Here is an 18,684-nt window from a genome sequence, read left to right on the forward strand (position 1 = left end):
GACGGCTTTTTTTTAAAACCTCAGGGCTACAGATCAAAAAATAATTATCCATACCAATTCAGGAAAATCAATACCAATAATGGAAAACAAAGAAAATATAAAATCAAACCTGCAAAGAATTACTTCGAGTATATTGGCTGTCATAATCTTTGGGCAAAGCGCACTTGCCTATAATTTTAGTACTGCCAAAACGGTATCTTTTAATACAGCATCGGGAGCAAATACTCAAAATAACACACAGAAGCATGCGGCAGTATTGCCAAATTTGAAAGCAGCGGATAGTAACAGCGAGAAAAAAACGACGGAAAATCTGCCTGATGAAAACAAACAGCTTATAATTCCTGCGACCGAAAATGGAGGAGTTATCGGGTTGTATGCAGGTAAACTTCTGGATAATCCTGCAGATAATGTATTCCATTTTTTACTTAAGGAAAAACTCAATTCAGGAGATCGTGTTAAACTTGTTTACGAACTGCAAGGGATTTCCGACTATCATGGGGCAGCAATTAGTATCAACGACGAATTTTCAAGAGGAGGAAACTGGGTGCGGAAAAGTGACCAGTGGAGCACGCAGGAACAATATATTAGTGCAGGAAGTCTGCAACAGGGAGATAATACTCTTTTATTTTCATTACCCGAAAATGCAGCCTATGGTTATCAGGTTCGTAACCTTGCGTTGGTGATCGAAAAAGGGAAATCAAAATCACTTCAATTAGACAATCTTACTGCTTTAAGTTATAATGGACAAGGATATATAAGTGGTTTTGTAGATGGATTGACATCAGACAGCAAGATTAGTATTGAAGGAAAAGAAATTCCCCATCAAAACGGATTTTTTGAGTATGTTATGCCAGCGCAAAACAATTCAAAAGCAACTGTAAACATTACTGCAGCCGGACAAACTTTACAGCAAAATATTGTGATGAAACCGGTTTCGGTAACACATCAGGAACCTTTATTGAATGTTCTTTCAGGAAGTTCTAAAACATTTGTAAAAAGACAAAAAATGACATTGTCTATTGGCGCTGCCAGTATTGAAGTAGATAAAACCGCCTTGTTAGAAAATAAAACATTAAGCATTACACCTTTGCGCTCTATTGATTTGCCGGCATTAGATCCTTTAATGACCAATTTAACCAATGGCAGAGGATATCGTTTTTTACCACACGGAGAACATTTTGCTGATGGAGCGGTGGTAAAATTAGGATACAACAAAGAATTACTTCCTCCAGGTTATACGGAAGAAGACATTCGTACTTTCTTTTTTGATAAAAACACAGGACATTGGGAAGCATTGGAGCGTGATAGTTTAGATGTTACAAATCAAATCATCATCTCAAAGACAACTCATTTTACCGATATGATCAACGGGGTTATCAAAACACCCGAATCTCCAGACACGCAAGGTTTTGCTGCTACCATGATGAACGACATCAAGGCAGCGGACCCAACAGCAGCAATACAAGCAATACAACCGCCAACAGCAAACCAACAAGGATCTGCCAATTTAAGTTATGCTATCGAAGTACCGCCAGCACGTAATGGTATGCAGCCCAGCATAAATGTAACTTATAACAGTGATGGAAGCAGTGGCTGGCTTGGTGAAGGCTGGGACATAGAAATACCTAAAATTACGGTAGATACCCGCTGGGGAGTACCACGTTTTAGCCCTACAGAAGAAACAGAAACGTACAGCCTTAACGGTGTGATGCTGGTGCAAATGGACAACCAAAATGCAACAGTAGCGCATCGTGGTGATAAAATAGCTCGTAAAAGCGGGGAAGTGCAATTTTATCCCAGAACAGAAAGCAATTTTAGTAAAATTATAAGGAAAGGAAACAGCACTAGTGATTATACTTGGTATGTAACAGATAAAAGTGGTACTGTTTATATTTACAGAGAAGCAATTAAAGGGCAGAATGGAAATATTGCAGAATGGTATCTGGGCCAAGTGACAAATACGCACGGTGATTACATGGCATATGTTTATAGTGCAGGAAATGAAACCGTTGGTAAAGTTTTCGCAGGCTCTAAAACTTTACTTTACATAGATTATGGCCGCATTAATACAACATTATTCTCTCGTCTTCTTTTTACAAGCGGTGCTGTTAAAACAGTAAAAACCAATAGCGGACGTTATGGGTTTTTAACTTCGCAGCAAAGATTACTGACTAATATTAAAGTAATCAATTTGGGTTATAATACTGTACGAAGTTATTCCTTTATATATAAAAAAGACGACGGGGCATTCAAGAAAACCCTTTTAGAAAAAATAGTACAAAATGATGCCAGCGGTGCCAAATTTAACGAACATGTTTTTGAATATTATGATGATGTAAAGGCAGCTGAAGGTTATGTGCCTTTTAAAAATGATACCGAAAACTGGAGTACCGGAAGCGATAAAATAACCGGTAATGGTGTTATTACTAAAACAGATATTACAAGAGATGGTGTTAGTTTCAATGACAAAATATCAGCATTAGGAGGTGGAGTTTCTACCTCTGAAGGATTCTCATTGTTTGTAGGAGTAGGCCTTGATGACAAAGCTTATGCTTCTGCAAGTAATACTATTGGGGCTAACTTTTCATTTTCACCTTCACAATCAAAGGGACTATTGGCCTTGGTGGATATTAATGGCGATGGTCTTGCTGATAAAGTTTTTAATGAATCAGGACATATTTATTACCGCCCGAATATGGGTAATAATACTTTTGGAGATCGATTAGAGGTTCATGGAATCTCAACTATTTCATTTTCTAAATCAACAGCAACAAGTTATGGAGTAGTAGCAAAAATTGGAATTGGATTTACAGTAGCTACAGTAGGAACAAGTTATGAAAATAGTAAGTCTATTAATAGTGCTTATTTTCAGGACGTTAATAATGATGGGCTAGTCGATTTGGTTCGTGACGGGGTGGTATACTTCAACCATATTGTCAATCTTAACGGTAATGCAATACCAACCTTTACTACTTCAAGCTCAGATACAGCCAGCCCTATAATGGGAGGCGGAACTATAGATACCAGTGTAACAGCGGTAGATCCGGCAGAACAAGCAGAGGCAATTGCCAATTCTCCTTTACACGATGTAGTAAGGGTATGGGAAGCACCTTTTGCAGGAACAATAAAAATAGAAAGTACAGCGACGCTTATTGCGCCAACAGGCAATTATGATGAAGCCGAATATGCTTTGGCAGATGGTGTATTTGTTGGGATCCAAAAAGGATCAACACAAATTGTAACACAGCAGGCACTAACTAAAACAGCAAATTCAAAAACGCTTTCGGTTGCTTCACAGACAGTAGCCAAAGGTGAAAAAGTCTATTTCAGGGTACAATCCGGACGTACAGATTTGGCCAATGGAGCTTTTGATCAGGTCGACTGGAACCCGGTTATTACTTATACCGATGTCGCCAGAACCAATTTGCCTACAAATCCAGACGGGCAGCAGCGTTTTAGCTATAGAGCAACAGAAGGTTTTATAGTAGATAATAATACGTCTAACATAGTAATCCAGAAAGTAAATGAGCCGGGCGCAGTACAGGTAACGGGGACATTTACAAAACCCATTACTAGTGACGCCGTTACGGTTAGCCTCTTAGGGAAAAACAGTTCAGGTATATTTAATACACTTTGGTGCAAAACCTATGCCGCTACAGAAACTGCTAATGGCGTATTAACAGCAAAAACGGTGCTGCCTGCCCTTACAGAAGAGTATCAGGAAGTAAAAATTACCATAACCAGTGATACGAATGTCGCTTGGGACAAAATAAGCTGGGATGCAAAACTAACGCATTATCCTTTAGGGCAATATAGTGCGATAACTCCGGTGCCTTCAGATGTTAATTGTACAGGAGTAAATTCTGCCAATATAACCGGAACATCAGATTATGAAACAGTACCTTTTAAAGACTACGGCCTTTTTGGCACTCACTTAATAGAAGGACAATTGTACACAGCAGCAGCTGCAGGAACACTTACTTTGACACCGGCATTAACAGCAGTCAATACTAACGGAATTGCTTATAAAGTAACCTTATCTGCGAAAACAAGTACAGGAGTTTTATTAGGCAAGAAAAACTACACTATGCTAAATGGCGCACTTACAGCTGCAACACCATTAGCAGTAACCGCAGCGGCAGGTGACAAAATCTGGATAGAATATACCGTATCTGATCGCACAGCTTTAGGAAATAGCGCAACAGCTGTAACGAAAGTAACTGTAAACGGAACTTCAATTACAGCAGCAGTATTTGCTCCGGTTTTATCTGATACCGAGAAATTTGGACCTATGCAACGCCATTGGGGACAATTTATATACAATGCGATGGATGGGCGTTACAACCAGCCTATAAACGAAAGTAAACTCGTATTGCCGGATTCTGACAAAGCAGAAACAGACCCTCGAAAAATGATTTTCACTATTATGACTCCAGATGTAACAACTAAAAAATATTGGTCGGGAGCAGATAATTTAACTTATATTAATGGGGCAATAGTATCAAGTTCACGTTTGGGGGAAGATAATATAGTATTGAAAAATCCATTAGAAGGCCTGGCTGTCGGAAATCTAAATACAAACAATCAATATTGTACAGAGGGTTCAACGGCATTTGGAATTAATAAAATAACAAAAGCAAAAAGTGAAGCACGACAAATCGGGGCCGGTGCTTTTACAGTGAGTGAAGCAGATGGAAACTCTGAAGTCGTATCAGACTACCAGGACATGAACGGTGATGGTTTTCCGGATATTATTACCAAAGCAAATATCCAGATGACAAATAGTAAAGGTGGTTTTGACGGAGAAAATATAACTATTAGTGGATTACACAGCAGTAGTTCTCAGTCTTATAGTATATCAGCAGGAGGTGGAGCAATGCATGCATCTTCAATAGCAACTGCACAAGGAGTTTATAATAAAGCGGCAAAAGCTCTTGCCGGGGAAAATAAAGGAGGGTCATGTGAAGCGGTAGAAAAAGCAGAAAAGACAGTTGCTAATGCAAAAGCCGCTTTAGATAAGGCCAAAGAGGAATCGTCTGCAGTTACCGTAAACGGTGGAATAAGTTATAATAAAGAAGAAACAGTTCAATCCTGGACGGATCTTAATGGTGATGGATTGCCTGATAAGATACTAAGTAACAAAAAAGTACAGCTTAATTTAGGATATGGTTTTACAGAACCAATAGATTATGGACTGGAAGATGTTACAAAAGGAGAATCGATATTTCCTAGTATAGGAATGGGAGTAGATTTGGGATCTTCATCGATCAGTGCAGGTTATGGAATTACCAAAACAATTACATGGACTGATTTTAGTTTGCAGGATGTAAATGGTGATGGACTGGTAGATCAGGTGTTTAAGAATAATTTAGTTCGTTTGAATTTAGGAGATCGTTACAGCGCGCCAATGTCATGGAATGGTTTAGGAGTTTTGGGACAGGTTTCTTCAACTGGAGAGTCCCTTAATACAGCGTTTACTGCTGCAGTACCAATACCTATTGTTCAAATTAAAATAGCAGTTAATCCAGGAGTAAGTGCAGGAATTTCAAGCAACCGTGTAGAAACAATGTTGCAAGACATCGACGGTGACGGTTTTCCTGATTATCTGACCTCTACGACAGATGATGCAATGGGCGTAAAACGCTCTACCATTGCGCGCACCAATAAGTTAAAATCAGTTCACACGCCGCTTGGAGGTGAGTTTATTGTAGACTATAGTCGAAGTACCCCAACATACGACCACCCGGGAGGGAAATGGGTAATGCAAAGTGTACTTGTAAAAGACGGAATCGCCAACGATGGTCCTGACATGAAAACACAGTTCGCCTATGCGAAAGGAAAATACGAACGTCACGAAAGAAGTTTTCTTGGTTTTGGAGAAGTAAAAACCCAAAGTATCGATACAGAGAACGGCGATAAAGTATACAGAACACTAACACAAAATTACGATGTGTCTGATTATTATAATGCAGGGCATTTATTAAGTTCCGTTTTAGAAAGTAACGAGGGTGTAAATAGTACTTCAAATTCAGGAGTAAAATATACCCAAAGTAGTCAGGATTATTATACATATGGAGTAAAAGCAACAGGAGATAAATATGATTTTACACCAGGAACTAAAATATGTTCAGACAGGGGTGTGAGTTTTAATCCCGTTAAAAACACGACTTCTTTTGCTTATGAAGGAGGCACAACACCACTTAAATTAAGTGAAATAAATAACGAGTACTATGTAGGGTCAGGTGATTTTGGTGATTTGAAGAGTTACAGTTATAAAGACAACAGTACTGGAAATTATAAAATCGAGATTGGTTATGCTAATAATTTGACCAAGCATATTATAGGATTGCCAACGAGCAGCAAAGTCACGATGGCCAATCTGGCTGTACACGAGATAAAAGCCGTTTACGACATGAATTATGACAATCATTTAACGCAGGTAAGCCAGAAGCTCAATGATAGCCAATGGGCTGTTACCGACATACAATATGATAAATACGGAAATATAACTCAAAAAACACTCCCGGAAAATTATAAGAAACAGCGTTTGGTTTATAAATACCGCTATGACAATATATATAATATGTATCTGGAAGAAATTGTAGATAATTTTGAATTTCGCACCTACTTCAGGAATTATGATATGCAATATGGGATCGCACTGGAAACAGAGGATTTTAACGGATATGTAATGAAAAAAGAAATAGACGAATTCGGGCGTTTGACCAAAGTACAAGGACCAAAAGAAGCAGCAACTGGACAGCCATACACTATAATGATGGATTATTTTCCAACTACAGTGGTCTCAAACGGAAATATCACCAGAACTGCTTATGCGAGAACCAAACATTTTGATGCCCAGCATCCAAATGATCCTATCGAAACCGTAACCTTTGTTGATGGATTAGGAAGGCCAATTCAGGTTAAGAAAGATGCGGCCATTACAAATAATACAACACCTGATCAACAAAGTGATGTAATGGTGGTTTCAGGACGTGCGAAGTTTGATGCTTTTGGCCGTGCCAAAGAAGCCTACTATCCACAGACAGCACCTTTGGGCGATTGGAATAAATTTATGGATAGTTATGATTCGACTGCGCCGACCAAAACAACGTATGATATTTTGGACAGACCAATTACAATGACTTTGCCCGATGGTGCAGCAACTAAAATGGCTTATACCATAGAAAGTAATTTACTTAAAACAGAAGTTACAGATGCATTAAACAATACCAATGCAAGTTTTGCCAACGGTTCAGGACTGACCATGAAAACTCTTGATGCCAACAATGTGGCTACACAGTTTGGTTATGACGGAATAGGAAGAAATATTACCGTGACAGATGCGCAGGGACAACAAACAGTAAGCACTTATGATTTAGCCGACAGACGTATACAAGTTATTCAGCCAGACGCCGGAAAAAGTACTTTTAAATTTGATCCTTTAGGGAATTTACTCGAAAGACAAACCGCGAATCTGGAAGCCAAAAGCAAAAAGATTACGTATGAATATGATTTTAACCGATTGACGAATATTAATTATCCGGAACATCCTGAAAATAATGTACGTTATGTTTTTGGGTCTAGAAACGAGAGCCAAAACCGTAGAGGAAAATTAATTTTAATGGAAGACGTTACAGGCGCACAAGAATTCTCATACGGTGTAATGGGCGAGATCGAAAGTATTCGTAGAACCGTAATTGTACCTAATCAAGCCATTGCGACCTATGTTACAAGCTGGAAATATGACAGCTGGAACCGTTTGCAGGAAATGATTTATCCCGATCAGGAGAAAATTAGTTATACCTACAATTCAGGAGGATTATTGCAGGCAGTGGCAGGCAAAAAAGCCTACAGCTACAATTATGTAAACAAAATAGGCTACGACAAGTTCGAACAAAGAAGTTATTTAAAATACTGTAACGGAACCGAAACCAAGTACAATTACGAGCCACTGAGAAGAAGACTAGATAATATGACCGTAGCTTCAGGAACAGGATATCAAGGTACCAATACGCCAAGAATGTTCATGAACAACAAGTACCAGTACGACAAAGTAAGCAATGTACTGAATGTGACCAATAGCGCTGCAGGTGTAACAGCCAAAATGGGCGGAATGATGGCACACAATTACAGTTACGATAATTTGTACCAGTTAACCGGTGCGAGTGGAGTGTACACAGGATCTGACCAAAAAACGGCCAATTACAACCTGACAATGAAATATGATGATCTGCACAATATCGTGAGCAAAACACAAAACGTAGCACAGAACAAAGTAAGTGATCCGGGAGCATTGAAAGCAGGTTATGTAATGAATTACAATTACAACAGTAATAATAAACACCAGCTCGATAATGTAAACGAAACAGAATACAGAACTAAAAATACAGACCCAAAATTAGACAAGCAAAAAAACAACAAGTATGTTTATGATGCTAACGGAAACATGATTTACGTGAATACCGAGGAAGTAAAAGCTGACGGAAAAGTAGCTGAAAAAGCATTTGAGAAAAAAATGCTTTGGGATGAAGAAAATCGTTTGGGAGCAGTAAGTATAAACGGTTATGTTTCATCTTACAGTTATGATGCAGGAGGTGAACGTATAACGAAAATGTCCGGTGGCGGACAAGGTATTTTTGTAAACTCTGCTTTTTCTGGAGGAAAAACTTCAACAAGTGATTTTACGCTTTATGTAAACCCTTATTTGGTGGCTCAGAATGGCGGAAGATACACTAAACACATTTATATAGGCTCACAGCGTATTGTAAGTAAGATTGGAGATTTTGATAGTTACGGAGCAGATCCGCGACGTGTAGAAAAAGCAGGGGAATCATTCTCTGGTGTAAAAGTAGATTATGACACTAAATACAAAAAATCTTTACAGACAGTTAAAGCAAATTATGCTTCGCTTGACGTTCCTTACTATGGTTTGGATAATAATGATTATGTTAATGGTTTAGGATTTTGTTGTAATCCTAGTTCTACTGGAGGAGAAACTGCAAAGGGTACAGCCAAGATGGCTAAAAATGATAATGCAGAATTACAACAATTCTATTACCATCCGGATCATTTAGGAAGTTCTTCGTATATTAGCAACTTAGATGGAGAGGTTGTTCAGCATGTAGAGTACGTGCCTTTCGGGGAAGTTTTCTTGGAAGAGAAGAATGCTAAGTGGAATACGCCGTATCTTTTCAATGCTAAAGAGCTTGATAAAGAAACGGGAATGTACTACTATGGTGCAAGATATTATGATCCTAAGTATAGCATCTGGGATTCTGTTGATCCGCTTGCTGTTTATAATCCAGTAATGGAAGAAGAGTTTTATTATGATGGAGATCATAACAGAGGGGCTTTTAACAGTAAAAACTTAAATACTTACGGATATTGCTACCAGAACCCTGTTGTATTAATTGATCCAAACGGGAAGCAGATTTATTATATGACTCCTCCAACGGAGCGACTTTCCGGAGCACAAGTTTCAACAACTATTGATTTCATGCCTGTAGTTGGAGACGCTAAAGGTTTTATAGAAGGTATTATTGGTTATGATTCTGCTGGAAATGAATTAAACGGATGGGATAGAGCTTTAGGAATGGTGTTCCTATCTGAACTCAGAGGTGCAAAAAACATTGTTAAAGCGGTTGATAAGGCTGGTGATGTCAATAAAATGACCAAGCTGAAAAAAACTGCGGTGACAGGGCAAGAGGCTCATAGACAAATTCAAGCGGAATTAAAAGCTCTTGATAATGCTACAGATATTGAGAAAAAAGTTCCATTAAAAGGAAGGAATGTTCGTAAAGACGCTGTTAAATCTGATGGGACTGCGGTAATTATTAAACCTAATACGCCATCAGGTCAAAAATCAGCTAAGACAAGAGACAACTTAATGAAAAAGAACGGACATAAAACAGAGAAGATATTTTACGATCCTAATAATCCAGCTTACCAACCAGGTTCACCCACTTATATTGGTCCAAAAAATAAAGATTAAATGAAGTTATCTAAAGCAAAATTAATAAAATTGGTAAAACCTAAATTGGAAGTTTTAGGTTTTACCGAATTTAAAGATACAAAAAGTGGTTTTCAAGGATTATTTATTAAAAAAATTAGCCAAAATTTATATTTAACTTTTGGGCTAACAATTCATAGATATTATGATAGTGCTTTTACGGGAGATTTTTATTTATCAAAAAGCACTATAATTGGTGCCACATGGGGAGATATACCAAACGAAAGTTATAAGAGACCCGGGCATTTTTTAACCGAGGAAGAGCGATCTATTTATCCTGAAGACAATATAAATGTTAAAGGTTCTCGTGATATTTGGTGGGATGGCAGTGATGAAAAATCAGTTTTAGATTTTTTAAGGGTGATAGAATTAACAGAGCCTAGATTTATTAATCAGCCCGAATTATTAGAAAAGATAGAACAGAGCGAGGAAATCAAAATACTTGTAAATCACGCAGAAGCTGTAAAAAAGCTAGTGGTTACAAACCAAACAGATGGTTTGTATTCTTTTCAACCTTCTAAAGAAGTAGACGGTATACCTTTTGTTTGGTTTAAAGCTTCAGAGAAAGTATTAAAAGAAAGTAAGGAAATTTTAAATGCTTATACTGTAATAAGGTTAGCCGCAGATGCATACAGACAATATGTTTTAGAAAATGGAAAAGATAATTGATTTGAATAGGAATAAAAGAGAAACCTCGCCAATTGGCGAGGTTTTTTTTATGTCTTGTTTCGACCTTAATCTATTATAAATAAAACTTTAAGAGCCTTTTTCGGCATTGCTTTTATAATAAGTTTGAGAAACCAATTAGAATGAAAAGCCAAAGAATCGTTTCTAAACTTAAAGATTTCGACAGTTACGGAGCAGATCCGCGACGTGTAGAGAAAGCAGGAGAATCATTCTCTGGTGTAAAAGTAGATTATGACACTAAATACAAAAAATCTTTACAGACAGTTAAAGCAAATTATGCTTCGCTAGACGTTCCATATTATGGTTTGGATAATAATGATTATGTAAACGGTTTAGGGTTTTGTTGTAATCCTAGTTCTACTGGAGGAGAATCCGCAAAGAGTACAGCCAAGATGGCTAAAAATGATAATGCCGAATTGCAGCAATTTTACTATCACCCTGATCATTTAGGAAGTTCTTCGTATATTAGCAACTTAGATGGTGAAGTTGTTCAACATATCGAATACGTGCCTTTCGGGGAAGTTTTCTTGGAGGAAAGAAATGCTAAGTGGAATACACCGTATTTGTTTAACGGTAAAGAGTTAGATCGCGAAACTGGTTTATACTACTACGGTGCTAGATATTATGATCCTAAGACTTCTATCTGGGCTTCTGTTGATCCACTTGCTGTTTATAATCCTGTAATGGAAACAGAATTCTATTATGATGGAGACCATAATGGCGGTGCTTTCAATAATAAGAACTTAAATACTTATGGTTATTGCTACCAGAATCCTGTTGCTTTAATTGATCCAAACGGGAAGCAGATTTATTTTATGACTCCGCCAACGGAGAGAATAAGTGCAACTCAGGCTTCAATGTCAATAGATTTTATTCCTGTAGTTGGAGATGCTAAAGGTATAATTGAAGCAATTATTGGTTATGATTTTGTTGGGAATAAATTATCAGGAAATGATAGATTTTTGTCAATATTACTGATGTCTGAGCTGAAAGATGCTAAAAATACGATTAAAGTTATTAAGGATGTTGGAAAGGTAGAAAAAGCTACAATTAATATAACGGTAGAGGAAAGTAATAAAATTGATAGAAAATTATTGAATAGTCCTAAAAAACCTGGAAATGCTCCAACATTTAAAAAAAGATGGGACGTCAGTTGAAATTCATCATGATGGGCAAAAAGCAGAAGGACCTTTTATAGAAATGCATAAAAATGATCATAGAGTCGGAGAAAATTATGCTAAAAATCATCCGTCTGGACAGAAACCTCTTACTAAAGAAGAGAGGGTAAAGTTTGAAAGTGCTAGGAAAAAATATTGGATACAACAATACCCAAAAAAAGATTAAATGGATACAAGTATAAAATGTGAAAAATTATTAAATGAATTGTATAAATTTTCGAATGAAGTACTAATATTAGGAATTCCCATAAAAGATAATCGTTTAGAAATTTTTGAAAAAAAAATTGGGTATATTTTGCCTGATGATTTTAAATACATTCTGAAAAAACATAATAAAATTTCTCTATTTGGTGTAGAATTGATTGGATATGATGATGAATTTCAAAATTCGTCTTTAGATAAAGTATATGAGTTCGAGCATTTTGAAGTTTCTAATAAAATGCCTTCGCAATTTGTACCCTTTTCCCCTGACGGGAGAGGAAATCATTATTGTTTGGATTTGTCAAAATACATTGACGGTTTCACTCCAGTAGTATTTTGGCAATGGGATTGTATTTATGAAAACTTTGAGGATGTTGAAGTTTGTAATAGTAGTTTTGTTGATTGGATGCAAGAAGTAATGATAGAATGGAGTTTAGAGGAGTTTAATTATGATGGTTCTGAAAAGTGATTTAAACGCCCCGCTCCCGCAAGAATCCTTTCGTGTGGCTCAAAGAGCATCAACAAAGAATAAAAGAAAAAACTCCAGGTATATGGGGTAGAACATACAGCGGAAAATGGCTTTTAGAAAAAGGAGGGGGAAGCAGTCCAAGTGATGCAGATTTAAGAAATGCTTCAAAAGCTAAATTAGGGAATTTAATCTGGAATAGATTTGGTATCTCCCATTACAATTCAGATGGGATAATTGACAAGCCCTCATATTCAAATGGCTTGATAAGAAATTATTATGACAATAATTCTGTTCTTGATTTAAATTATATCCAAAACACATTAAAATGGAAAAAAAGTTTTTCAACATCGCCATCTCACTAATTGTTTTTCTGCTATTTACTAATTGTGAAAAGAAAAGTAACTTAGAAGAATCAGTTTATTTTATTGAGAATATCAAGCAAATAGAAGATTCTATTGTTAAACTAAAAACATACAGTGCAAAATTAGTTATTTGCTCATTGAGAAAAACTCCTCATCATGCTATAATCACTTTAGCTATATACGATACGCCATATCTAGTAGAAACGGGTTATAAGTATAGAAAGATTCAAGGAGTTCATGTTTTGTTTTTAGATCCTAATGAAAAGCTGACTAATCGAGAAATTCCAAAAGAACTTCTAAAAAAAAATATTATAAAATTTGATGGGCAATCATATAATTTTGACCCGCCTTATTATGAATTCATTTTTTGTGAAAATGATTTTAGTTCAATTAAATGTTTTGATAATATTATGATAGATGATATTATGCAAGAACATAGAAAAAAAAGAAAAGCATTTAGTGAAGATATGTTGGGTGAGAAATGTAATTAGCCGTGCTTTCCCTAGCTCTGCAAAGAGTTCTAACGACAAAGCTGTTCGCTGTGTGAAGTCTCGCGACTTCGCACCGGCAAAGAAAATCGACAAAGAATAAAAGAACTAAACTTCGCCAATTGGCGAGGTTTTTTTATGTCTTGTCTCGACCTTAATCTATTATAAATAAAACTGTAAGAGCCTTTTTCGGCATTGTTTTTATAATAAGTTTGAAAAAACTAATTAGAATGAAAAGCCAAAGAATAGTTTCTAAACTTAGAGATTTTGACAGCTATGGTGCAGACCCTCGAAGAGTTGAAAAAGCAGGAGAATCATTCTCTGGTGTAAAAGTAGATTACGATACGAAGTATAAAAAATCTTTACAGACAGTTAAAGCAAATTATGCTTCGCTTGACGTTCCTTACTATGGTTTGGATAATAATGATTATGTTAATGGTTTGGGATTTTGCTGATTAAATGTCGCTTCATCTTTTAAATAAAGTTGGTCTAAATATTAGACACTCTTTGGTAATTCCTGCATCTCTCACTAATCCATCATTTTAAATGAAAAATATTTTTTTTAAAGCACTAATAATAAGCTTTTTTTACGTACTATTGGGAACTATCACTGTTATGGTGAGTTTTCCGGATTATTCAATAATGGGTTTTGACTATAATAGTCCTTTGTGGTTACCTCTTGTAATATTAACTATTCCAGTAAATATTCTATTATTTGGCTTAGTAATAGTTGATATTTCCTTTATAGCTATTTTTATCCTACAATCAATAGTGTTTTTGATAACTTGGCGAGTAGTTTATAAACTTCTAAATTTTATGAATCAGAGAAAGTACCCGAAAAGATCCTAACCCTGTTCTGCGAAGAGTTCTGCTGAAATGCTCTGCGAATGTCTTTGACTTCGCACCCGCAAAGAAAATCGACAAAGAATAAAAGAAGAAACCTCGCCAATTGGCGGGTTTTTTTATGTTTTGGAATTTCCAGACAAGGAAATCAACTCTTCATTTTTTTTGAAGAATGCTCCGCTGATAGTTGTAATTGAAAAAAGCAAAATATTCCTCCTTTTTCCATCTCCCGAATAAATAATATTGTCGTGAATTACATGTCACAGCATATTTAAAATACTCTGCTGTAATTTGTAAAAACTAATAAAAACAAATAGTTCAGCAGGGTGATTTTTGGTGTCCTATTTTATTTTAAAGCCTATAAATAACTTGCAAACACTGGGGATTTTTAAAAGGCGTCTTTTTTTAGTGTGTAAAACCCTTATAGGTGAACAAAAAAAATCTAAAAAAAAATCAACTTTTTTAGAAAACGGGAATATTTATATATAAAGGAATATATTATGGAAACAATTGCATGGTTAAGCTGGTCACTGGTTCTAGTAGCAATGTTATGGGTGATGTCTAATGAAAAGATAAAAGTAATTTTTGGAGAGTTTAGAAAAATACTTCAAATACTGCCAATATCAAAAATTGCGCAGGCAATTATCAATTACTACAAAAATAAAGGAGGAAAGTAAATAAGTTTTCAATTGGAAAATAAAAAAAATATAAGCGAAACAACCAACGTTACATCGATTTCGTAAATATCACAATAAAGTTTAAAAAGTTAAAACCTAAATATAGAAAGAACTTCGAGTGATTTTAAATTCAATTTATGCTTTTAAGTTATTTAAAATATTTATTTTTGCTCTTCAGAAAATTCAACATACAATATAAATATGAGAACAATACAATTTAGAGAGGCCATTTGTGAAGCGATGAGCGAAGAAATGCGTCACGATGAATCCATATATTTAATGGGCGAAGAAGTTGCAGAATATAACGGAGCATATAAAGCTTCAAAAGGAATGCTTGCTGAGTTTGGCGAAAAAAGAGTAATCGATACTCCAATTGCTGAGCTTGGTTTTACAGGAATTGCAGTAGGATCAGCTATGAACGGTTGTCGTCCTATTGTTGAATATATGACTTTCAACTTCTGTTTAGTAGGTATTGATCAAATTATAAATAACGCTGCTAAAATGCGTCAAATGACAGGGGGACAATTTAATGTGCCAATCGTTTTCCGCGGACCAACTGCTTCTGCAGGTCAATTAGGAGCAACACACTCTCAGGCTTTAGAAAACTGGTTTGCAAACACTCCGGGACTTAAAGTTGTTGTACCTTCAACTCCTTATGATGCAAAAGGACTTTTAAAATCTGCAATTCGTGATAATGATCCTGTAATTTTTATGGAATCTGAGCAAATGTATGGTGATAAAGGTGAAGTGCCAGACGGAGAATATACAATTCCATTGGGAGTTGCTGATATTAAACGTGAAGGAAAAGACGTTACTATCGTTTCTTTCGGAAAAATCATAAAAGAAGCTTTTATTGCAGCCGATGAATTAGCTAAAGAAGGTATTTCATGCGAAATTATCGATTTAAGAACCGTTCGTCCTATGGATAAAGATGCTATTCTTAAATCTGTTAAAAAAACAAACCGTTTGGTAATTTTAGAAGAAGCCTGGCCATTTGCAAGTATTTCATCAGAAATTACATATATCGTTCAAGAGCAGGCTTTTGACTTCCTTGATGCGCCAATTCAACGTATTACAACTGCAGATACTCCTGCACCTTATTCTCCAGTATTATTAAAAGACTGGTTGCCAAATGCAGGTGATGTAGTAAAAGCAGTTAAAAAAGTGTTATACAAATAATACAAATTTAAAATACTCACAAAACTTCATCATTCATAGTTAATTGATGAAGTTTTTTTTTGTCCAGACAATGAAAAGAATAATTTTACTTAGTCTATTTTTGGTATTCGCATTTGCGACTATTGCTACTGCACAAACGAAAGTGAGTGGAATTGTTTTGGATAAATCAAATCAGCCTATTCCGTTTGCAAATGTTGTTTTTAAAGGGTCAAATACCGGAATAGTTTCTAATGAAGATGGGCGTTTTTATCTTGAATCACCAAATACTTATACGGCTTTACTAGTTACATCTGCAGGATTTTCAGATAAAGAAGTTCCATTAGATAAAGCTGTAAATTATGATTTTAAAATTGTTTTGGGGGAAGCCGAGGCACTTAATGAAGTTGTAATCTTTACCGGAAAAACATCTAAAAAGAACAATCCCGCATTAGATATTTTGAGAAAAATCTGGGAAAGAAAACGTAAAAACGGTCTGTATCTTTTCAATCAATATCAAATGCAAAAGTACGAGAAAGTCGAGTTCGACATGAACACGATCGATAGTGCTTTTATGAAAAATAAACTCTTTAAAGGAATGGAGTTTGTGTTTGATCATGTTGATACATCAGATGTTACCGGAAAAACCTATTTGCCAATTTTTATTAACGAATCGGTGTATGATGTTTATGGCGATAACAAATTAAAGAAAGTAAAAGAGAATATTACAGGAAATAAAATGTCTGGTTTCAATGGGAATCAGCAGATTTTGTCATTTGTAAAAGATCTTTATTCAGATTATAATATCTACGATAATCACCTTACCTTTTTTGACAAAAGTTTTACAAGTCCGCTTTCAAAAACCGGAATTGATGTCTATAATTATGTTTTAAAAGACAGTGCATTTATTGACAAAAAATGGTGTTATAATATTGTTTTTTATCCAAGGCGAAAAAACGAATTAACCTTTAAGGGAGATTTTTGGGTTAATGATTCCACTTTTGCCATCAAAAAAATTAATATGGGTGTTACTAAAAGCGCCAATATTAACTGGGTAAAAGACATCTATATTGAACAGGAATTTGAGGTAGAAAATGATTCTGTTTTTCTATTGACGCGCGATTACATGATGTCTGATTTTGCTTTAAATAAAAAAGAAAAATCAAAAGGTGTTTATGGAAAACGTACGACATTATTCCGAAATCATAAGTTCAATATTCCAAAACCGGAGAAATTTTATAAAGAAGAAGTCAATTTTATAGACAATGCTGTTTATGACAGACCACCTGAATTCTGGGAAGAAAATCGTTTCGAAAAATTAAATAAGGACGAAGCCGGAATTTATAAAATGCTTGACACGTTGCAAACCGTTAAGCGATTTAAACAATTATATAGTCTTGTTTCGATTTTAGGAAGTGGCTATGTAGAGTTTAAAAACTTTGATTTCGGACCTATATTTTCCACGTTTGGCTACAACGAAGTCGAAGGTTTACGATTAAGAGTAGGAGGGCGAACGTATTTCGGACCAAATGATCCATGGCGTATACAAGCTTATACAGCCTATGGTTTTGATGATAGTAAATTCAAATACGGAGTTTCAGGGAAATGGATGGTAGATAAACAAAAAAGAGTCATCATTTCTGGAGGAAACAGGCGTGATATTGAACAAATTGGAGCCAGTTTAACCACAACAAATGATATTTTAGGCCGAAGTTTTGCTTCTTCAGCCTTGTTTACAACTGGAAGCAACGGAAAATTAACCAATATTAATTTGAGTAATATTTCGGTTGAAATGGAGCCAATGAAGAACTTTGTTGTTCAGGTAGGACTTTCATATCGTACTTTAGAATCAGCTTCACCAACTTTTAGTTTAAATTATTACAGTACGTTGCCTACTGCCGAGAATCCGGCAGGAGTTGTGCAAAGTGCCGTAACACAATCAGAAGCTAATATCCAGTTCGAATTTATGCCAAACCGTAAAACAATTGGTTTTGGGGTAGAAAGAGATCTTGTAGATAGTCCTTTTAGTCATTTCTTTGTAAACTTTAGTTATGGTTTAAAAGGAGTCTTAAACAGTGATTTTGCTTACGAAAAAATACAAGTATTCTACAAACAGCCAATTATTATCGGACCTTTAGGGAGATCGAATATTATCCTGGAAACAGGAAAAACTTTCGGAACAATTCCGCTGGGATTAATGAGTGTAATTCCCGGAAACCAGACTTATTTTACTATTGAAAATACATTCAGTAACTTAAATTTCTACGAATTCATAACAGATCAGTACACAACTCTGCAATGGAATCACGATTTTGGGGGACGATTATTTGCGAGAATCCCTTTTATGAGAAAACTGAATTGGAGAGAATTTGTTGGTGTAAAAGCAGTTCATGGAACTATTTCTGCTGCAAATAGAGCAATAAATGCTTCAGATCAGCCTTATAATGCACCAGAGGATATTTATTGGGAATACAATGCCGGAATTGGAAATATCTTTAAGGTTTTCAGAATCGATTTCTCCTGGAGAGGAAGTTATTTAAATACTCCGGATGCTAATAAATTTGCTGTAAAAGGATCTTTCGGTTTCTATTTCTAATAAAATAAAGTTATAC

11 protein-coding genes are annotated in these 18,684 nt (G+C 35.7%); all 11 read left to right on the top strand.

Annotated elements, in window-relative coordinates:
* The first annotated feature begins 79 nt into the window (after positions 1–79).
* The 11 genes from RT99_RS17995 (at position 80) to RT99_RS18045 (ending at position 18,668) form a co-directional block, all read left to right on the top strand.
* Positions 80–9,994 carry a SpvB/TcaC N-terminal domain-containing protein gene (locus RT99_RS17995; RefSeq protein WP_052483723.1) on the top strand — a complete coding sequence of 3,305 codons (9,915 nt, stop codon included), beginning with the start codon at positions 80–82 and terminating at the stop codon, positions 9,992–9,994.
* A 45-nt stretch (positions 9,995–10,039) separates the two neighbouring features.
* Positions 10,040–10,681: a hypothetical protein gene (locus tag RT99_RS18000; protein WP_131494929.1), complete on the top strand. Its 642-nt coding sequence runs from the start codon at positions 10,040–10,042 to the stop codon at positions 10,679–10,681.
* Positions 10,682–10,821: 140 nt separating this feature from the next.
* Positions 10,822–11,856, top strand: a complete 1,035-nt coding sequence (locus tag RT99_RS24805) for an RHS repeat domain-containing protein (RefSeq protein ID WP_052483724.1) — start codon at positions 10,822–10,824, stop codon at positions 11,854–11,856.
* Entirely contained in the window at positions 11,819–12,043 is a 225-nt protein-coding gene (locus RT99_RS18010; RefSeq protein WP_042566131.1) for an HNH/ENDO VII family nuclease, read from the top strand. The genes RT99_RS24805 and RT99_RS18010 overlap by 38 nt, the downstream gene beginning before the upstream one ends.
* Complete coding sequence (locus tag RT99_RS18015) at positions 12,044–12,547, top strand: SMI1/KNR4 family protein (RefSeq protein WP_042566132.1); 504 nt, start codon at positions 12,044–12,046, stop codon at positions 12,545–12,547. It begins immediately after the preceding gene.
* Between the two features lie 32 nt (positions 12,548–12,579).
* Positions 12,580–12,909: a hypothetical protein gene (locus RT99_RS18020; RefSeq protein ID WP_042566133.1), complete on the top strand. Its 330-nt coding sequence runs from the start codon at positions 12,580–12,582 to the stop codon at positions 12,907–12,909.
* Positions 12,873–13,400, top strand: a complete 528-nt coding sequence (locus tag RT99_RS18025; RefSeq protein WP_042566134.1) for a hypothetical protein — start codon at positions 12,873–12,875, stop codon at positions 13,398–13,400. Before RT99_RS18020 ends, RT99_RS18025 begins: the two co-directional genes overlap by 37 nt.
* A gap of 227 nt (positions 13,401–13,627) precedes the next feature.
* Complete coding sequence (locus tag RT99_RS18030) at positions 13,628–13,852, top strand: hypothetical protein (protein ID WP_042566135.1); 225 nt, start codon at positions 13,628–13,630, stop codon at positions 13,850–13,852.
* An 888-nt stretch (positions 13,853–14,740) separates the two neighbouring features.
* On the top strand, positions 14,741–14,917 hold the full coding sequence (locus RT99_RS25400) for a hypothetical protein (RefSeq protein WP_165587213.1): 177 nt from the start codon (positions 14,741–14,743) through the stop codon (positions 14,915–14,917).
* 201 nt (positions 14,918–15,118) lie between these two features.
* Positions 15,119–16,096, top strand: a complete 978-nt coding sequence (locus RT99_RS18040) for a pyruvate dehydrogenase complex E1 component subunit beta (protein ID WP_042566137.1) — start codon at positions 15,119–15,121, stop codon at positions 16,094–16,096.
* Between the two features lie 70 nt (positions 16,097–16,166).
* Positions 16,167–18,668 (top strand): DUF5686 and carboxypeptidase-like regulatory domain-containing protein, encoded by a 2,502-nt coding sequence (locus tag RT99_RS18045; RefSeq protein WP_042566138.1) that lies wholly within the window; start codon positions 16,167–16,169, stop codon positions 18,666–18,668.
* Positions 18,669–18,684: the final 16 nt, after the last annotated feature.

This window comes from Flavobacterium sp. MEB061 (assembly GCF_000834715.1).
Taxonomy (GTDB): Bacteria; Bacteroidota; Bacteroidia; order Flavobacteriales; family Flavobacteriaceae; genus Flavobacterium; species Flavobacterium pectinovorum.

Bases quoted from the DNA above. Each gene is read 5' to 3' on its own strand.
- RT99_RS24805 (WP_052483724.1), top strand. From the start codon at position 10,822: ATGAAAAGCCAAAGAATCGTTTCTAAACTTAAAGATTTCGACAGTTAC.
- RT99_RS25400 (WP_165587213.1), top strand. From the start codon at position 14,741: ATGGAAACAATTGCATGGTTAAGCTGGTCACTGGTTCTAGTAGCAATG.
- RT99_RS18040 (WP_042566137.1), top strand. From the start codon at position 15,119: ATGAGAACAATACAATTTAGAGAGGCCATTTGTGAAGCGATGAGCGAA.
- RT99_RS18015 (WP_042566132.1), top strand. From the start codon at position 12,044: ATGGATACAAGTATAAAATGTGAAAAATTATTAAATGAATTGTATAAA.
- RT99_RS18025 (WP_042566134.1), top strand. From the start codon at position 12,873: ATGGAAAAAAAGTTTTTCAACATCGCCATCTCACTAATTGTTTTTCTG.
- RT99_RS17995 (WP_052483723.1), top strand. From the start codon at position 80: ATGGAAAACAAAGAAAATATAAAATCAAACCTGCAAAGAATTACTTCG.
- RT99_RS18010 (WP_042566131.1), top strand. From the start codon at position 11,819: ATGCTCCAACATTTAAAAAAAGATGGGACGTCAGTTGAAATTCATCAT.
- RT99_RS18045 (WP_042566138.1), top strand. From the start codon at position 16,167: ATGAAAAGAATAATTTTACTTAGTCTATTTTTGGTATTCGCATTTGCG.
- RT99_RS18030 (WP_042566135.1), top strand. From the start codon at position 13,628: ATGAAAAGCCAAAGAATAGTTTCTAAACTTAGAGATTTTGACAGCTAT.